The 17,321-nt window shown below is 65.6% G+C and carries 14 protein-coding genes; 4 read left to right on the top strand and 10 right to left on the bottom strand.

Annotated elements, in window-relative coordinates; genetic code table 11:
- Window positions 1–181: 181 nt before the first annotated feature.
- Both RA26_RS21375 and RA26_RS21370 read right to left on the bottom strand, forming a co-directional pair.
- Entirely contained in the window at window positions 182–1,360 is a 1,179-nt protein-coding gene (locus RA26_RS21375) for a CmpA/NrtA family ABC transporter substrate-binding protein (protein WP_039187407.1), read from the bottom strand.
- Window positions 1,357–1,941 (bottom strand): ANTAR domain-containing response regulator, encoded by a 585-nt coding sequence (locus RA26_RS21370; protein ID WP_039187455.1) that lies wholly within the window; start codon window positions 1,939–1,941, stop codon window positions 1,357–1,359. The genes RA26_RS21375 and RA26_RS21370 overlap by 4 nt, the downstream gene beginning before the upstream one ends.
- Window positions 1,942–2,247: 306 nt before the next feature.
- On the opposite strand from RA26_RS21370, the gene RA26_RS21365 reads away from it, so the two are divergent.
- From RA26_RS21365 to RA26_RS21355, 3 genes are all read left to right on the top strand, one after another.
- Complete coding sequence (locus RA26_RS21365; RefSeq protein ID WP_052272528.1) at window positions 2,248–2,823, top strand: exopolysaccharide biosynthesis protein; 576 nt, start codon at window positions 2,248–2,250, stop codon at window positions 2,821–2,823.
- A gap of 263 nt (window positions 2,824–3,086) precedes the next feature.
- On the top strand, window positions 3,087–4,163 hold the full coding sequence (rsgA, locus tag RA26_RS21360) for a ribosome small subunit-dependent GTPase A (protein WP_039187405.1): 1,077 nt from the start codon (window positions 3,087–3,089) through the stop codon (window positions 4,161–4,163).
- A 4-nt stretch (window positions 4,164–4,167) separates the two neighbouring features.
- A complete protein-coding gene (locus RA26_RS21355) occupies window positions 4,168–4,971 on the top strand; it encodes a VOC family protein (RefSeq protein WP_052272527.1) in 804 nt (267 codons plus the stop codon).
- Between the two features lie 16 nt (window positions 4,972–4,987).
- Here the strand turns inward: RA26_RS21355 and lpdA are convergent, their stop codons facing one another.
- The 7 genes from lpdA to RA26_RS21320 all read right to left on the bottom strand — a co-directional run bounded on the left by lpdA (window position 4,988) and on the right by RA26_RS21320 (window position 15,068).
- Entirely contained in the window at window positions 4,988–6,346 is a 1,359-nt protein-coding gene (gene lpdA / locus RA26_RS21350) for a dihydrolipoyl dehydrogenase (RefSeq protein WP_039187403.1), read from the bottom strand.
- A complete protein-coding gene (locus tag RA26_RS21345; protein ID WP_039187402.1) occupies window positions 6,347–7,618 on the bottom strand; it encodes a dihydrolipoamide acetyltransferase family protein in 1,272 nt (423 codons plus the stop codon). It lies immediately after the preceding gene.
- A gap of 3 nt (window positions 7,619–7,621) precedes the next feature.
- Window positions 7,622–8,635: an alpha-ketoacid dehydrogenase subunit beta gene (locus RA26_RS21340; protein WP_039187400.1), complete on the bottom strand. Its 1,014-nt coding sequence runs from the start codon at window positions 8,633–8,635 to the stop codon at window positions 7,622–7,624.
- Between the two features lies 1 nt (window position 8,636).
- A complete protein-coding gene (locus RA26_RS21335; RefSeq protein WP_039187398.1) occupies window positions 8,637–9,872 on the bottom strand; it encodes a 3-methyl-2-oxobutanoate dehydrogenase (2-methylpropanoyl-transferring) subunit alpha in 1,236 nt (411 codons plus the stop codon).
- 252 nt (window positions 9,873–10,124) lie between these two features.
- On the bottom strand, window positions 10,125–11,807 hold the full coding sequence (dld, locus tag RA26_RS21330; RefSeq protein WP_039187397.1) for a D-lactate dehydrogenase: 1,683 nt from the start codon (window positions 11,805–11,807) through the stop codon (window positions 10,125–10,127).
- 19 nt (window positions 11,808–11,826) lie between these two features.
- A complete protein-coding gene (locus tag RA26_RS21325; protein ID WP_039187396.1) occupies window positions 11,827–13,893 on the bottom strand; it encodes a TRAP transporter large permease subunit in 2,067 nt (688 codons plus the stop codon).
- Between the two features lie 122 nt (window positions 13,894–14,015).
- Window positions 14,016–15,068, bottom strand: coding sequence for a TRAP transporter substrate-binding protein (locus RA26_RS21320; RefSeq protein ID WP_039187394.1), 1,053 nt, complete (start codon window positions 15,066–15,068; stop codon window positions 14,016–14,018).
- Between the two features lie 288 nt (window positions 15,069–15,356).
- On the opposite strand from RA26_RS21320, the gene RA26_RS21315 reads away from it, so the two are divergent.
- On the top strand, window positions 15,357–16,172 hold the full coding sequence (locus RA26_RS21315; RefSeq protein ID WP_241482712.1) for a FadR/GntR family transcriptional regulator: 816 nt from the start codon (window positions 15,357–15,359) through the stop codon (window positions 16,170–16,172).
- 320 nt (window positions 16,173–16,492) lie between these two features.
- Here the strand turns inward: RA26_RS21315 and repC are convergent.
- On the bottom strand, window positions 16,493–17,321 hold an 829-nt coding region (repC, locus tag RA26_RS21310), incomplete at its 5' end, for a plasmid replication protein RepC (RefSeq protein WP_039187391.1).

Below are 17,321 nucleotides of genomic sequence, written 5' to 3'. Positions count from 1 at the left end.
CGGTGGGTCGAGCGGCTTTGCTCAGTGAACCCCGGTCTTCGGGAAAATTCTCAGTCAGGCTCCGTTGCCTGTCTGACCTCAGACTGCCGGAAGAACCGGCCTGCGCCAAAGGTTTCTTTGCTCATGCAGCAAGAAATTCTGCATTGCAGCGTCGCGGCGCAGCACGCTGCCTGTATTTTCATCAGTCCGCGGCCAGGGGATCAAAAACGCGGCCATCGAAAAACCGGTTCTGCAGCAGGCCGGCCGGTTCCGATTCTCCGCCAGCCGTCCGCGGCGCGCCAACCGCCCCCTCCGGTTTCGAGGAGACGCCCGGCAATTCCGCGCCAGTGCCCCGCAGGGCGGCACCGTACAGATCGCTGCGGAAGACGGACCCGGCTGTTTCCAGCGCTGTCCGGCGGTCCAGCCCGGTGCGCCGGGCCAGCTGCCCGGCAATCCACTGCGCCTGGCTGCGCCAGGGAAAACCCGCCGCGCCATCGTGGAAGCCGATGAAACCGGGGGCTTCGCGCTGCAGCCCTTGCGGCGTCACCGTGAACGTCCCCGACAGTGCGCGCTCGATGATTTCTGCCGGCAGATCAAGGTATCGCCGCGCGGACAGGATTTCCGCCGCCAGCCCGCGTGAGGCCGGATCGGCCAGCCAGCGGCCTGCGCGCCACAGCGCACGGATCAGGCGGCTGGACAGGCCGGGTTCTGCGTCCGCCCAGGCACTGCGGACCGCCAGCACCTTCTCCGGCGCAAAGGACCAGATCGCGCGCCCGGGCAGCAGCAGCGCACCGGCCCCCTGCTCCACCGCCATCGACCCCCAGGGCTCGCCAACGCAGAAGGCGTCGATCTCGCCGCTACGGATAGCCTCCACCATCAGCGGCGGCGGTACCGTGCGGATGCTGATGTCCCCGGGCGTGTCCGCCCCCAGCCCCTTCAGCCAATAGGTCAGAAGTTCGGCATGCATGGAAAAGGGAAACGGGACGCCGATCCGCAACTCCGGGCCGACGGCGGCAAACAGCGCCCTGCCGGCGGATACGGCATCATCGAACGAAAACCCATGCCCGGCATAGGCCATCCTGCAGGCCAGGCTGCCGCTGACCCCGATCACCGTGCCGTTGACGGACAGCACCGACAGCACCGACAAAGGCGCGCTGGCGCCGCCCAGGCCTAGCGCCGCCGCAACCGGCACGGGCGCCAGCATCTGGGCCGCGTCCACCTGGCCAAAGGCCAGCATGTCCCGCAGCGACGACCAGGAGGGCGCGCGGCGCAGGTCCAGCGCCAGCTTCTCCTCGGCGGCGAACCCCATTTCCTGCGCCGCAATCAGTGGCGCCGCATCGGTCAGCGGGACATAGCCTGCGGGGATCCGCGTCACGCTCATGCCAGCAGCCCCGCCGCCGTGACCAGCGCCTGCGCCACCTCGGCGACCCGCTTGTTCTGGTCCATCGCAGCCTTGCGCAGCAGCGCATAGGCTTCGTCCTCGCCAATGCCGCGGGCCTTCATCACCATCCCCTTGGCGCGGTCGATGACCTTGCGCTCCTCCAGCGCGCGTTTGGCCTCGGCAAGCTCAGTGCGCATGCGCTGAAACAGCCGGAAACGGGCAATGGCGGCATCCAGAACCGGCTTCAGCCGGGCCGGATGCAACCCGTCAACCACATAGGCCGAAACCCCCGCCTCCACCGCGGCGGCAGACAACCCGTCCTCGCTGCGGCCGGCGAAAATGGCAACCGGACGGTCTTTTGGCCCGGATGCCAGCGTCAGCTCCTCCAGCACATCGCGGGAGGGATCGGCGATATCGATCAGCACCACATCCGGGTCGCGTATCTGTATCTGGCGCGCAAGGCCCGAAGGCTCTGAGATCACCTGGACGTCAAAATCCCCGGCTTCCCGCAGCCCCTCCACGATCATCAAGGCGCGTTCACGGTCGGTTTCGACAACGGCAATGGACAGGGTATCCGGCATGCACTGAACCATGCAGAGCGTTGCGGACGGCTGTAAAGGAAACGGCCGGGGCGTGTCTTCCGGATACCCTGCGAACGCCGGATTTTTAGGCAATCTGCCCGGACATCCGGCATCCGGAAGACACGCCCCGGCGGTGATCCTTGTGCGCTCCAACGCCGGGGCTGCGCCTTAGACGGTTGCCGCAGCAGCAGGAAGCGGCTAAGCAGGCAGCGGCGCAGTTGGAGTTGCGAGGCGAGAGTGAAATCTGTTTCTGGATGCCCCGGTTCCGCCGCCGCAACCCTGGTCAGAAAGCGGTCCTTGTCCTTCATGCTGCTGCGGGTGATCCGCGGCCATCAAAGCGACGATGACATTTCCCTTGGCGCCTTTCTGGAACAGCTCGGCGACCGGTCCTTCGGCTGGGCCATCCTCCTGTCCTGCCTGATCAACCTGCTGCCGCTGCCGCCTGGGGCAACCATTGTCACCGCCCTGCCGCTTCTGTTTTTCTGCGCCCAGATGGGGCTTGGCTTTGCCAATGTCCGGCTGCCGCGCAGGATCGCCCGGATCCGGATTTCCGGCGCGGCCATGCGCCGGATCGTGCTGCGCCTGCGCCCGGTGTCGCGGCGGCTGGAGCGGATTGCCCGCCCGCGCCTCGGAGCGGTGTTCCAGCCGCGGCGGGAGCAGCTGACCGGCGGCCTGCTGTTCCTGGTCTCGCTGGCGCTGTTCATTCCCCTGCCTCTCAGCGGCTGGTTTCCGGCCATCGCCCTGTTCATCACCAGCATCGGGCTGGTGGAGCGGGACGGGGTGATCGTGCTGGCAGGCGCCTGCGCCGGGCTGCTGTCGATTGCCCTGACGGTGTTTGTGGCCGCCTCGCTCCTGATCGGGGCCAACAGCCTGCTGCACTGACCCCCTTCCGCAACACTGCGCCCGCAACGGTTTGCGCGCGCCTCTTGCCAGTTGTCCCGCCTGCATCGGGCACCTATATTGCAGGCACCGGAAATGGAGATTTTATGTCCTGGTAAGGATGGGAGGCAGCAGGCCTCCCGGTGCACAGCAGCCGATTGAACCGCCCGCCTCCCGCCGGAGAGCGGCCCAGCTTCTGTGCACGTGCTTTTTCCTTCCCCATGCGCCCGGGCCCTGCCCGCGGCAACGACATGAAAGACCCCCCAATGACACGGGACTATTCCCAGTTCTTTTCCAGCCCGCTGGACACGCAAAAACCTTCCCTCACCCCGCTGCAGGCCCTGGGCTGGCAGCCGCATTTCGCGCAGCAGGTCAGCACCGAAGAGATGGCCGCCACCCCGCCCGTCCGCATCACCGCGGTGCACCGCAGCTCACTGCACGCCGCAGGCGGCGGGTTTGAAACCACCCTGCCGCCGCGCCCGGATGCAACCGTCGGCGACTGGCTGATGCTGGACCGCGCGCTGCCGCAGAACAGCCGGCTGCTGGAACGCGCCAGCCTGATCCGGCGGCGGGCGCCCGGCACCGGACGGCAGGACCAGCTGATCGCGGCCAACATCGACACCGGTTTTGCCGTCACCTCCTGCAACCAGGATTTCAACACCGCCCGGCTGGAACGCTACCTGGCCCTGATGCTTGAGGCGCAGATCACCCCGGTCATCGTGCTGACCAAGGCGGACCTGACGGATGATCCGCAGGCCTATGTTCAGGCCGCCCGCGCCATCTCGGACAGGGCTGAGGTTGTGGCGCTGGACGCCCGTGGCAGCGGCGTGCAGACCGCGCTGGCGCCCTGGTGCAAACCAGGGCGGACGGTGGCCTTCCTCGGCTCGTCGGGTGTTGGCAAATCGACGCTGGCCAATGCGCTGCTCGGCACAAGCGCCATCGCCACGCAAGAGATCCGCGAGGACGACGCCAAGGGCCGCCACACCACCACGCACCGCGAATTGCACGCGGCACCGAACGGCTGCCTGATCCTCGACACCCCCGGCATGCGGGAATTGCAGCTGACCGGGGCGGCGGACGGCATCAGCAGCCTGTTTGCAAACATCACAGACCACGCCGCGGGCTGCCGCTTCAGCAACTGCCGCCACGACAGCGAACCGGGCTGCGCCGTTCTGCAGGCCGTCGAACAGGGGGAGATCGAACAGGCCCAGCTGGACCGCTGGCGCAAGCTGATGGCCGAGGACGCCTTCAACTCCGCCAGCCTCGCGGAGCGCCGCGCCCGCGGCAAGGCCTTTGGCAAGATGGTCCGCGGCGCCAAGAAAATCAAAGAAAAGCGGAGGTAACGTGATGCAGGCTTCGAAAACCGGCCAGATTGTCTGGCATGACCTGTTCACCCCGGACCGGACCCGCGCGATGGACTTCTACCGGCAGGCCGCAGGCTGGAACTACCAGACCGAACAGGCCGCCGATTTCGCCTGGGGCGGCGGTGAAAAAGCGTTTGTCCTGGCACTGCTGGACGGCGAGGCGGGGGCGGGGTTCGCGGAAACCCCGCCCGGCCTGCCGGACGGCTGGATTCCCTATGCCGAAGTTGCCGATGTCGACGCTGCCGCGGCGCAGGCCGAAGATCTGGGCGGAGACATTCTCCGATCCCCGTTCGAGGTGCCCGGCGTCGGGCGCAACGCGCTGCTGCGCGATCCCTTGGGGGCGCTGCTTGGCATTTCGCTCTCACGCCACAGCTTTCCTGCCCCGGCCCGGCAATTCGGCCCCGAGATCTACCTGTCAAACGGCGCGGGCTTCCCCGCGAAGTTCTACGCCGCGGTCTGCGGCTGGCAGCTGCAGGCCGCACAGGCACAGCCACAGGCGCAGGCGCAGGCAGCAGTGCCCATCCTCGGGCCCTCGAACAGACTTGCCGGCTGGCACCTGACGCACGTCTTGCCGCCGCTTCCCCGCCCCGCCTGGGTGCCGAACATCAAAACCGCCTCTGCCGCCGCCGGGCGTCTGGCCGCCGAAGCACTGGGAGCCCGGTTTGCAGGCGAAGCCGTATTGCCCGGCACGCAGACCCCTTGCTTCCTGCTGCAGACGCCCGGCGGCGCAACTGCCGTGTTCAGCACCGCCCCGGCCCGGGGCGGCCCGGTCAGCACCTCCGGCTGACCCTAGCATCAGGACCCTAGATATGCAGCGCCTGCCCCAGTGCTCTGAGGCAGGCCTCCTGCAGGGCTTCCGACTGGGTCGGATGGGCATGGATCGTCGCGCCGATATCCTCCAGGCAGGCACCCATTTCGATGGCCAGCGCAAACGCGGCAGAGAGTTCCGGCACCCCTGCCCCAACCGCCTGCAGGCCCATCACCGCATGGTCGCTCTGGCGCCAGACAACCCGGAGAAAGCCATCCTCGCGTTCCGCGGTCAGCGCGCGCCCGTTGGCCTGCAGCGGAAACAGCGTGGCAGCAGTGCCCTCGACCTCGCCCGGCAGCGCGCCGCAGGCCACCACCTCCGGGTCGGTGAAACAGACCGCCGGGATGGCCCGCTTGTCCCATTGCACCGCATGGCCCGCGATATGCTCCGCGACCATTTCGCCCTGCGCCATGGCGCGATGGGCCAGCATCGGCTCGCCGGTCACATCCCCGATGGCATAGATGCCGCGCATCGACGACTGGCAATGGCTGTCGGTTTTGACAAACGGCCCGTCCTGGGTCAGCGCCAGCTCCTCGATGCCGATCCCCGCGGTGCGGGGCCGCCGCCCGACGGTCACCAGCACCTTCTCCGCCGCCACGCCGCCCTGACTGGTCTGCAGCCTGCCGTTCTCATAGCTCCGTGCCAGGGTGCCGGTCTTCACCGCCACCCCCAGCGCCTCCAGCCGCGCCGCAACCGGGCGGGTCAGCTCCGCATCATAAAGCGGCAGAATACGCTCCTCCGCCTCGACCACCGTGACCTTGGCGCCCAGCTTGGCAAAGGCGGTGCCCAGCTCCAGCCCGATATAGCCGCCGCCGACCACCGCCAGGCTCTCCGGCACCTGCGTCAGCTCCATCGCTCCGGTCGAGGACAGGATGGGGCCGCCGAACGGCAGATCCGGCAACTCCACCGGGGCAGAGCCTGAGGCGATCACGATATGCTGCGCATGGATCACCTGGCCGTCGCCGTTGCCGTTCACTGAAACCGTCTTGCCATCCAGAAACCGGGCACGGCCCTGCACGAACCGCACGCCCGCCTTCTTCATCAGCGCCGTGACACCGCTGTTCAGGCGCTGCACGATGCCATCCTTCCAGGCCACTGTTTTGGCCAGATCAATCGCAGGCGCGCCGCAGCTGATCCCCAGCGGGCCCTGCGGCGCGCTTGCGATCCGGTGAAATTCCTCCGCCGCATGGATCAGCGCCTTCGACGGGATGCAGCCCACGTTCAGGCAGGTGCCGCCCGCCCTGCCCTCGTCCACCACGATGGTGTCGATGCCCAGCTGGCCCGCGCGGATAGCACAGACATAGCCGCCGGGACCGGCGCCGATGATCAGCAGTTTGCATTTCAGATCAGACATTCAGCCCTCGACAAAAAGCATCGCTGGAGTTTCCAGCAGGGATTTCAGTTTCTGCACAAAGACCGCGGCGTCCCAGCCATCGACCACCCGGTGATCAAAGGAGCAGGACAGGTTCATCATCTTGCGCGGCCGGAACTGCTGACCGTCCCAGACCGGGCGGATCTGCATCTTGTTGACGCCGACGATGGCAACCTCCGGGTAATTCACGATCGGGGTTGTGGCGATGGCGCCCAAGGGCCCCAGCGAGGTGATGGTGATGGTGCCGCCGCTCAGCTCCTCCCGCTTGATCGAGCCGTCGCGGGCGGCCTCCGCCAGCCGCTGGATTTCCGCCGCATTGTCCCACAGGCTGCCCGCCTCGGCGTGGTGCACCACCGGCACCGTCAGCCCCTGCCCTGTCTGGGTGGCAATGCCCGCATGCACGCCGCCGTGGCGGTGGATCACCCCGTCCTCATCGTCAAAGCGGGCGTTCAGCCCGGGCTGCTCGCGCACTGCCTCGACAATAGCGCGCAGCAGGAAGGGCAGCAGGGTCAGTTTGGGGCGGCTGCCCTCGTGCTTCTTGTTCAGCGCCGCCCGCAGATCCTCCAGCGCCCCCATCTCCACCTCCTCGACGATGGTGATATGCGGGATCTGCCGTTTCGCCTGCGCCATCTTCTCGGCGATCTTGCGGCGCATGCCGACCACCCGGATCTCCTCGACCCCGGTGTTGCGGCCGCGGGTGACGCCGCCCTGCTTGATGCCGCCCGAGGCAATCCAGTTGTCCAGGTCCTCATGGCTGATGCGCCCCGCCGGGCCGCTGCCCGGCACCTGCCGCAGGTTCACCCCCTCGGCCCGTGCCCGCGCCCGCACCGAGGGCGCAGCCAGCGGCTTGGCGCCTTCCGGCGGCGGCATCCGGCGCCCCGGTTTCTTTGCCGCAGGCTCCGGCGCCGGCTCTGGCCCTGTTTCTGGCCTTGTTTCTGGCTGTGTCTCTGGCGCTGTCTCAGCAGCCCGCTCAGCTTCTGCCTCCGGTGCGGGGGCGGCGGCATTGCCCGCGCCCTCAACCTCCAGCCGCACCAGAACCCCGCCTACCGGGATCATCGCGCCGATGTCACCGCCCAGCTCCAGCACCGTGCCGTCGGCCGAGGACGGCACCTCCACCGCCGCCTTGTCGGTCATCACCGCGGCCAGGATGTCATCCTCCCGCACCACGTCGCCCGGCTTCACATGCCACTCGATCAGCTCCGCCTCGGCAACGCCCTCGCCCACATCGGGCAGCCGGATTTCAAACACCCCCATGGATCAGTCCTCCATGACTTTCTTCAGCGCCTCGCCCACCCGGCCAGGCCCCGGAAAATACTCCCACTCCTGCGCATGCGGATAGGGCGTGTCCCAGCCCGTCACCCGGATCACCGGCGCCTCCAGGTGGTAAAAGCAATGCTCCTGCACCAGCGCCATCAGCTCCGCCCCGAAACCGGAGGTGCGGGTCGCCTCATGCACGATCACGCAGCGCCCGGTCTTCTGCACCGAACCCACGATGGCCTCCAGGTCCAGCGGCATCAGGCTGCGCAGGTCGATCACCTCGGCGTCCACGCCGGTCTCCTCAGCCGCGGCTTCGGCCACAAACACCATGGTGCCATAGGCCAGCACCGTCACCTCCGCGCCCTCGCGGCGGATGGCCGCCTTGCCCAGCGGCACGATGTCGTCCCCGTCCGGCACCTCACCCAGCGGATGGGACTTCCAGCTTTCCACCGGCTGGTCGTGATGGCCGTCAAATGGCCCGTTATAGAGCCGCTTCGGCTCGAAAAAGATCACCGGATCCGGGTCGGCAATCGACGCCAGCAGCAGCCCCTTGGCGTCGCGCGGATTGGAGGGCATCACCACCTTCAGCCCCGACACATGGGTAAACAGCGCCTCCGGGCTCTGGCTGTGGGTCTGGCCGCCGAAAATGCCGCCGCCGGTGGGCATCCGGATCACCAGCGGGCAGGTGAAATCCGCGTTCGAGCGGTGCCGCAGCCGCGCCGCCTCCGAGACGATCTGGTCATAGGCCGGATAGACGTAATCCGCGAACTGGATCTCGATCACCGGCTTCAGCCCATAGGCCGCCATGCCGATGGCGGTGCCGACAATGCCGGATTCATTGATCGGCGCGTCAAAGCAGCGGGATTTGCCGTATTTTTCCTGCAGCCCCGCGGTGCAGCGGAAGACACCACCGAAAAATCCCACATCCTCGCCGAAAACCACCACCCTTTCGTCCGCCGCCATCGCCGCGTCATGGGCCTCGCGGATGGCTTCGATCATCGTCATCCGCGCCATCTCAGAACCCCGCTTCCTGGCGCTGCCGGATCAGATGCGGCGGCATGGTTTCATAGACGCCTTCGAACATGTCGCGCGGGCTGGGGACCTTGCCGGCGCTCAGCGTGCCGATGGCCTCCGCCTCCTTCTGCGCCGTGCGCACCGTGTCCAGCACCTCTGCCTCGGCCTGGGCGTGGCGCTCCTCGCTCCACTCCCCGATGGCGATCAGGTGCTTTTTCAGCCGCTCCACCGGGTCGCCCAGCGGCCAGGCCGCCGCCTCGCGCCGGGACCGGTAGGCGGACGGGTCGTCGCTGGTGGAATGGCCGCCCGCCCGGTAGGTCACATGTTCGATCAAGGTCGGCCCATGCCCCCGCCGCGCCCGCTCACAGGCCCATTTCGCCACCGCATGCACTGCCAGATAGTCGTTGCCATCCACCCGGACAGAGGCGATGCCGAACCCGTGGCCGCGCGCGGCAAAGGTGCCGACCCCGCCGCGGGCAATGCCCTGAAAGGTCGAGATGGCCCATTGGTTGTTGACGATATTCAGCACCACCGGCGCGGTGTAGGTCGAGGCAAAGACCATCGCCGCATGAAAATCGTTCTCTGCGGTGGAGCCGTCGCCGATCCAGCCAGCCGCGATCCGCGTGTCGCCGGAAATGGCAGAGGCCATCGCCCAGCCCACCGACTGCACGAACTGGGTGCCCAGATTGCCGGAAATCGTGAAAAACCCGTGTTCCTTGGAGGAATACATGATCGGCAGCTGCCGCCCGTGCAGCGGGTCCTCGGCGTTGGAGTAGATCTGGTTCATCATCGTGACCATCGGATAGCCGCTGGCGATCAGCAGCCCGGCCTGCCGGTAGGTCGGGAAATTCATGTCGCCCGGCTCCAGCGCCCGGCTGAAGGCGCAGCTGACCGCCTCCTCGCCCAGATGCTGCATATAGAAACTGGTCTTGCCCTGCCGCTGCGCATTCAGCATCCGCGCATCGAAGGTCCGCAGCAGCAGCATGTGGCGCAGCCCCTCGTGCAGCTCTTCGGTGCTCAGCGCGCCGGCCCAGTCGCCCACCGCCTCGCCGTCCTTGTTCAGCACCCGCACAATGGAAAACGCCATGTCCCGGATCGCATCCGGGTCCACATCCACCGGCGGCCGCGGCACCGCGCCCGCACGCGGAATTTCAAAACCGGAAAAATCCGGCGTATTGCCCGGGCGGCAGCCCGGCTCAGGAACATTCAGCGAAAGCGGTCGGGTGTCACTGGTCATGCTGCACCTTTCTGGCTGTGCAGCCCCGGGACGCCGTCGGGCGGGCTGCTCCGTGCCGGGCGGACGCCGCCGGTCTGTGCCGCTGCCGTCTGCCCTGCCCCGTTTTTTACCACATAGTCCGGTAACCAATGGCTGCCACGGTTGCAGAACCGCGCCGCCGCGGCAACCTTTGCATGACAGAAAACCGCCCGGGCGGCGGCCCAGGCAGCTGGTTTAACGCAACTTTTCGGTTCCGGGAGTGCCGCCGGCCGGTCAGGCGTAATGCTTGTTCCGGGACATCTTGCCGATGCCGGGGTTCATGCTGTTGGTGGGGTCCACCGATTTGTAGAACGCCGCCAGATCCGGCTTGGCCGGGTACAGGTGGCCGACGTTGTGCTCTGCCGGGTATTCGGCCCCGCGTTTGTCCAGCAGAGCCAGCATCGCGTCCTTCAACGCCTTCACGTCTGCACCCTTCTTCACGATGTAATCCTGATGCAGCACATGGCACATGAAATGCCCGTAATAGAGCCTACTAACCAGCTGATCCCCGATCTCCGGCGGCAGTTCCTCGAACCAGTCCTGATCGTTGCGGCGCAGGGCGATATCCAGCGCGATTATGTCCTCCACCTCGGCCCGGTGCACGGCCATGTAGCGCACCGCGGCGCCAGCCGCGGCAAAGCGGTGCAGCCCGGCCATCTTGGCCTCGCGCGGGGTGCATTCGAAGTAGCTGAGACTGCCGTCGCCCGCCATCTCCGCCAGCAGGGCGCGGGCCTCGGCGATGCCGCCATCGCGCATCTTGAGGATCAGGTGATGCGGGTGGGATTGGCGGAACGCCCGCATCCGCCGCGGCAGGATATCCGGCCACAGGCGCGACAGCATCTGCATCACCCGGTCGGTCAGATTGCCCAGGCCGGGAATGCCGGCCAGCCGCGCATCCACTGCGCCTTTCAGCGCAAAGAACATGGGCAGCCGGTCCGTACCCAGCTTGTCGATCATCACCATGGTGTCCTTGCCATAGCGGTCCGACAGGTCAAAGACATCCCGGTGCATGTATTCGGCGCTGACCGGCAGGGTGGCAAACTCCGCCAGAATGCGGCGGCGCAGGACGGTCAGCGCCGCCGTGGTCCGGCTGCCGGCGTAAAACGTCAGCTCTTCACTGTTCCTGGCGTAGGTGTCCAGCCGCACCGCAAACACCGCCAGCTTGCCCGCGCAGCCCGCCGCCTCATAAAGCCGCGACTTGTCGGCATTGAAACGCGCCGGGGTCGGCGCGTCGATGTCGCGGACCCTGCGGGCATAGGAAGTGTCAGAGGCCTTCTTGTTGCCGGTCTCGATATCTTCAGGGCTGTAATCGCCGTTCTGCAGCCGGGTCAGGATCTCCTCCGGGCTGGCGCCCAGGTTGATGCCCAGATGGTTGACCAGCTCCAGCTGGCCGTCCCCGGTGATGCGGGCAAACAGCGACAGCTCGGTATAGGACGGCCCCCGCTCCACCAGAGATCCGCCTGAGTTGTTGCAGACCCCGCCCACAATCGACGCCCCGATGCAGGAGGACCCGATCACCGAATGCGGCTGCCGGTCCAGAGGCGCCAGCAGCTTTTCCAGCGCAAACAGCGTGCTGCCGGGGAAGCTGATGACCTGCCTGCCGCCGTCCAGCAGCTGCAGCTGGTCCATCCGCCGGGTGTTGATCAGCACCACATCGCGGTCATAGCTGCCCTTGGGGGTGGACCCCTCGGTCAGCCCGGTATTGGCCGCCTGCATGATGACGATCTTGTTCGCCGCCACACAGGCCTGCAGCACCTTCCATTGCTCCAGCAGGGTTGCGGGCTGGACCACCGCCAGCGCCTCCCCCTCGCCGGAGCGGAACCCCTTGCGGAACCGCCGTGTGGCGCGGGCGCTGGTCAGCACGTGGCGGCGCCCGCAAATGGATTTCAGCGTCCGGATCAGCTCTGCATCGCTCATGACAGCCGCCCTCCCCTGCTCAGTAAGCCACAGATGGCAGCCAGGTCGCCAGTGCCGGCCACAGGTAGACGAACATCAGCCCGGTCAGCTGCAGCAGCACGAAAGGAATGATGCCCTTGTAGATATGGCCCAGGCGGATTTCCGGCGGGCAGACGCCCTTGAGGTAGAACAGCGCAAAGCCAACCGGTGGCGTCAGGAAGGACGTCTGCAATGTCACCGCCACCAGGATCACGAACCACACCAGGGCCGGCTCATCAATGGCGCCGAAACCAGGAATATCCAGCCCCAGCCCGTTCACGATCGGGCGCATCAGCGGCAGCACGATCAGGGTGATCTCGATCCAGTCCAGTACAAACCCCAAGAGGAACACGATGAACAGGATCATGAAGACGGTGCCCTCAGGCCCGAAACCGGTGCCCTGGATCATCTCCTCGATCAGCGCGTCGCCGCCCAGCTCCCGCAGCACATAGGAAAACACCGTCGCGCCGAGGAAGATCGCAAAGATATAGGCGGTGGTGTTGAAGGTCGCCTTGAGCACATTGACCAGCTTCGCCAGCGTCAGCTTGCGGTAGCCAAGCGCCAGCAGGGTCGCCCCCAATGCGCCCACGCCCGACGCCTCGGTCGGCGTGGTGAGGCCCGCAAAAATAGAGCCTAACACCGCCAGAATAAGCCCCAGCGTCGGCAGCACCGCAATCAGCACGTCCTTGACCGCCGCCCAGTCCGGGCGCTTGGCCCCTGCAGGCACCGGCGCGACGTCGCGTTTGATCAGCGCAATCACGAAGATATAGGTGAGGTACAGCGCACCGATGATCACGCCGGGGAACACCGCGGCCATGAACAGGTCGCCCACACTCAGCGCCATCTGGTCGGCCATGATCACCAGCATGATCGAGGGCGGGATCAGAATGCCCAGCGTGCCGGAGGCCGAGACCACGCCTGCCGCCAGCGCAGGCGAATACTTCTGCTCCATCATCGACGGCAGCGACAAGACACCCAGCAGCACAACAGAGGCACCGATAATGCCGGTAGATGCCGCCAGGATGATGCCGATCATGGTGACGGTGATCGCCAGCCCGCCGCGCACGGTGCCGAACAGGCGCTGCATCGCCCCCATCAGCCGTTCCGCCACGCCGCTTTCATCCAGCATCAGACCCATGAAGATGAACATCGGCAGCGCCACCAGCACCGCGTTCGACATGGTGGCATAGACCCGGTTCACCACCGCCCCCAGGGTCAGATAGTCCAGCCCGGTCAGGGTTTCCTCCAGCCCGGTCCAGTTCATCATTCCGTTGTCGAACAGATAGGCCAGCCCGCAATAGGCCACGCCCACACCGGCCAGCGTCCAGGCCACCGGAAAGCCGGTGAACAACAGCGCAATGAAGGTGAGGAACATGGCGATGACCAGCTTTTCCTCGGTGGTCTCCACCAGGAAGGTCAGCGCGGTGGCCACAATGGCAAAGCCAACCAGCGCCCAGATCACCAGCCGCAGGCTTTTGCCCGCGCGCTCCTCTGCCGGGCCTGTCAGCAGCGCGTGGCCGTCGTGGATCAGCCGCGCCAGCGCCGCTGCCGCCAGCAGCAGAAAACTCAGCGGGATCACCGCCTTCAGCGCCCAGCGGGCCGGCAGGCCGGTGGGGCTGTCGGAACGTTCGCTCACCCGCCAGCTTTCGTAGAAATAATCATAGCCCTGATCGATCATCAGATAGATGAACGGCACCAGCAGGGTCAGGATGCCGATCACCTCGATGATCCGCCGGGCGCGGCGGCTCAGCTGCATATGCAGCACATCCACCCGCACATGGCTGTCGGTGACCAGCGCATAGGAAATGCCGATCATCGTCACCAGCCCATAGAAATGCCACTGGATCTCGTCCAGCTTGGGATAGTTCTGGTTCAGCAAGTAGCGCAGCGCGACCTGCGACACGATGGCCAGCACCAGCAGCAGGTTGGTCCACATCACCAGATTGCCGGTCCCCTTGACCGCGTTGTCGATCCACACCGCCAGCTGCTGCCGGTCCTCGTCGCCATGCTCCAGGATCTCTTCGTAGCGTTCGATCGGGTCGTCCTGCAGGTGCAGATTCTCAGCCATGGTTTCCTCCTCCGGAACGTGGCGTGCGCGGACGTGAATGCGCCCGTGTCAGTCAGGGAAATGACGAAAATCGGGAAAGGCGGGGCGGCGGAAATACTGCCGCCCCAAGGTGCGCAAGCGGATTACTTGCGCGGGAGGAAAGCGTTTTCCTTCCAGACCGCATAGCCTTCGCGGAAGGTCTGCATGTCCAGCAGCACCCGGCCGAAGAACTGGTCGTTGGTGGCCTCTTCCGCGGCAACCTCGTCCCAGGTGGCACGGAACAGCTCCAGCATCTGCGCGTCCCACTGTTTGATGTGGACGCCGTTGTTTTCAACGTTGTCAATCAGTGCCGCGTGCTGGATCGCCTCGCCCTCGGCAAAGCTGTCGGCCATCGACGCCTTGCAGGCGTTCTCGATGATCGCCTTGTGCTGGTCGCTGGCTTCGTTCCAGACGTCCTTGTTGACCAGCAGTTCAAACACGGTGGCCTGCTGGTGCCAGCCGGGGAAGTAGTTGTATTTCACCAGCTTGTGAAAACCGAGGCGGGCGTCGATGGCAGGCATCGAGAATTCGGTCGCGTCAATCGCGCCCTTCTCCAGCGCCGGGAAGATCTCGCCGCCGGGCAGCAGCGATGTGGCCACACCCAGCTTCTGCATCACCTTGCCGCCCAGGCCGAAGAACCGCATCTTCAGGCCGTTCAGATCTTCGGCGCTGTTGATCTCCTTGGCGAACCAGCCGGAGGTCTCCGGCGCGATCACCGCGCAGGGCAGCACCTTCACGTTATAACCCGCTTGGTCGTACATCTCCTGATACAGGGTCATGCCGTTGCCATAGTAGAGCCAGGCCATGTATTCGCCCGCCTCCGGGCCGAACGGCACTGCGGAGAACAGCGGTGCGGCGGGGATCTTGCCAGCCCAATAGCCGGCGGTGGTGTAGCCGGAGTTGATCTTGCCCGAGGACACCGCATCAAGGATCTCGAACGGCGGCACCAGCTTGCCGGGCTCATAGACCTTCATCTTGAGGCTGCCGCCGGACATCAGTTCCAGCTGCTCAGCCACCCGCGGGATCGGCGTGCCGAGGCCCGGCAGCGCGGTCGAAAACGCAATCGGGGTTTTCAGCAGCAGCTTGTCGGCGGCCTGTGCGGCAGGGGCCGTCAGCAGCGATGCGGCCACGGCCAGCGAGGTCAGGGTCTTCTTCATGGGATCTCCTCCGGGTTCAGTCCGGCCGCTCCTCCGGCCGCAATTCCAACCGCTGATGCGGCATGACTGGTAAATATTGTTGACCACACAAATCAGTCAACAACTTTATTTACCACTGAGCAGACTGACCGCGGGAACGTGAAGCGCGCAAAACCGCATGCATTTTTCGCACTTTGAAGACAGGTTCAGAAAAGATTGTTTTCTTTCATGCTATTGTCTCAACCCCGGATATCCGTATTTCTGGGTACCGCGGCTTGCAGTTTTGCGGCGCAGTGGTAAAGTTTCGGAATGACCTCTGGCTTGAGGTTTCCCTGCATCAAAGTGGACGCCATGACCGATATCCGCCCGTTTGACCCAGTTGGACACGAATCGATTGCCGATGCCGTGGTGGAGCAGATTGAGACGATGATCGTCGACGGCATCCTCAAGGAAGGCCGCAAACTGCCCTCCGAGCGGGAGCTGGCAGAGGCCATGGGGGTGTCGCGCCCCAAACTGCGCGAGGCGCTGCAAACGCTGGAAAGCCGCGGCCTGGTCAATGTCCGCCATGGCGAGGGCACCTTCATCGCGCCGCTCACCGGCCGGGCCATGTCCCCTGCCCTTCTGTCCCTCTACACCCGCCACGGCGGCGCCTTCTACGACTACCTGGAATACCGCCGCGAGCAGGAGGCCTTTGCCAGCCGCCTGGCCGCCGCCCGCGCCACGGACTCCGACAAGGCACGGCTGGCCGAGATCATCGCCGATATGCAGAAAGCCTGGGAACAGGACGATCAGGATGTCAGCCAGGAGGCCGACTTCCGCCTGCACACCGCCGTCGTCGATGCCAGCCAGAACACCACGCTGATTCACATGATGGCCTCGGTCTACGATCTGACCCGGCAGGGGGTGTTCTACAACCGGGAATTCCTGCGCACCATGGATGGCACCGGCGCGGATCTGCTGAAGCAGCACAAGGAGATCGCCCAGGCAATCATCGACGGCGACCCGGAACGCGCCGAGGCTGCTGCCCGGCGCCACATGGATTTCGTGGAGGAATCCTTCCGCACCGGCCAGGAGCAGCAAGCCCGCGAAATCCGCGCTGCCAAGCGGCGGCAGCTGACCAGATAGGCCCGCGTCCCGCCCGCACGAGCGTTTCTACCTCAACCGCGCCCGACGCCCTACCCAGTCGGCAAAGCCGCCCTGCCCCAGTATTCTGCTCCCTGCAATTCGGGTAATTGGCCCCGCATTTCAAAGCCCCGTTTTTCCTGGACAGACTGGGATCGCAATCCTCCGCTTCGACCGCTGGTAGCACGCGATGCCAAGTTCCAGCTGAATCGCCATACCGCCAGTTTCGGCCGGTTCCGGATCCCCGCATTTGCCGCCGTAAACCGGCTTGGCTGTTTTCACAGCGGCAAGGACTGGGCAAGGAGTTCACAGCTGTGAACTCTCTAGGCTGCGGCCTTGCGGGCCAGTGCCATGACCATCGGGGCACTGGTGAAGGTTCCCGAATCTGCCTTGGCGCTCAGATGACGGAGATATCCGCTGGGCGAGCGGATATCCTGGAACCGTTCGAGCATGGCAGCGGCCACGGTTGCTGCTTCTGCCGCGCCCATGGTGGCTTTGGCCTCTTCCCAGACGGCCGCGGAAATCCCCATCATCGGGCGTACGGTATCGGCCGCCCGCAGGAGGTCGGGCCAATGGCGGATGGGGCCATCCGCATAGCTCTGGATTTCACCGCAGGCCGAGAGGATCAGGCGCAGGGGGAGGTTTGGGCCGCTGGGGGCAGGGGCCTTTGGTGACTGGGGCAAAGTTTCATGGTTCACGGAACCTTGTTCTGAGGATTTCTCAGCATAGCCGGTATCCTCTTTCGATTCCGTATGCGGCGCGTGCGCTGGCTTAACGGCCTGTTCAGATTCAAAAGAGTCTTTCTTAGAATTCTGATAGTGGTGCTCAATTTGGGCGTCACTGGTGCCCGGTTCCTCTGCAAAAAGGGTCTCTAATTGGCGTTTGGCTTCCTCCAGTGCGGCGGAGAGGGATGCCTGGATGTGAGCCAGGTCCGTCAGCCCGAGCTTGCGGCGCAAGTCGCGGGCGGTGAGATGCGCGAGGTCCTGGAACTGGTCCCAGACGGCAATCTCAGGACGCTCCGCCGCGCCGAGCAGCGCCAGGTTCAACAGGTCGCGGCGCATTAGGCTGACGGTCTCGCGCAGTGCCTTGATGCGGGTTGCCTGGATGCGCTCCTCCTCTGCTGCGTCCGAAAACTCGGCGTAGCGGCGGGCG

The organism is Leisingera sp. ANG-M7 (genome assembly GCF_000813965.1).
Classification (GTDB): Bacteria; Pseudomonadota; Alphaproteobacteria; order Rhodobacterales; family Rhodobacteraceae; genus Leisingera.
This window is presented reverse-complemented; position numbering and strand designations above follow the sequence as displayed.

Coding starts and splice junctions, on each gene's coding strand:
- RA26_RS21335 (WP_039187398.1), bottom strand. CDS start 9,872: ATGACCAGTGACACCCGACCGCTTTCGCTGAATGTTCCTGAGCCGGGC.
- RA26_RS21365 (WP_052272528.1), top strand. CDS start 2,248: ATGCTGCTGCGGGTGATCCGCGGCCATCAAAGCGACGATGACATTTCC.
- RA26_RS21375 (WP_039187407.1), bottom strand. CDS start 1,360: ATGAGCGTGACGCGGATCCCCGCAGGCTATGTCCCGCTGACCGATGCG.
- rsgA (WP_039187405.1), top strand. CDS start 3,087: ATGACACGGGACTATTCCCAGTTCTTTTCCAGCCCGCTGGACACGCAA.
- RA26_RS21315 (WP_241482712.1), top strand. CDS start 15,357: ATGACCTCTGGCTTGAGGTTTCCCTGCATCAAAGTGGACGCCATGACC.
- RA26_RS21320 (WP_039187394.1), bottom strand. CDS start 15,068: ATGAAGAAGACCCTGACCTCGCTGGCCGTGGCCGCATCGCTGCTGACG.
- RA26_RS21345 (WP_039187402.1), bottom strand. CDS start 7,618: ATGGGGGTGTTTGAAATCCGGCTGCCCGATGTGGGCGAGGGCGTTGCC.
- RA26_RS21370 (WP_039187455.1), bottom strand. CDS start 1,941: ATGCCGGATACCCTGTCCATTGCCGTTGTCGAAACCGACCGTGAACGC.
- RA26_RS21355 (WP_052272527.1), top strand. CDS start 4,168: ATGCAGGCTTCGAAAACCGGCCAGATTGTCTGGCATGACCTGTTCACC.
- RA26_RS21340 (WP_039187400.1), bottom strand. CDS start 8,635: ATGGCGCGGATGACGATGATCGAAGCCATCCGCGAGGCCCATGACGCG.
- lpdA (WP_039187403.1), bottom strand. CDS start 6,346: ATGTCTGATCTGAAATGCAAACTGCTGATCATCGGCGCCGGTCCCGGC.
- dld (WP_039187397.1), bottom strand. CDS start 11,807: ATGAGCGATGCAGAGCTGATCCGGACGCTGAAATCCATTTGCGGGCGC.
- RA26_RS21325 (WP_039187396.1), bottom strand. CDS start 13,893: ATGGCTGAGAATCTGCACCTGCAGGACGACCCGATCGAACGCTACGAA.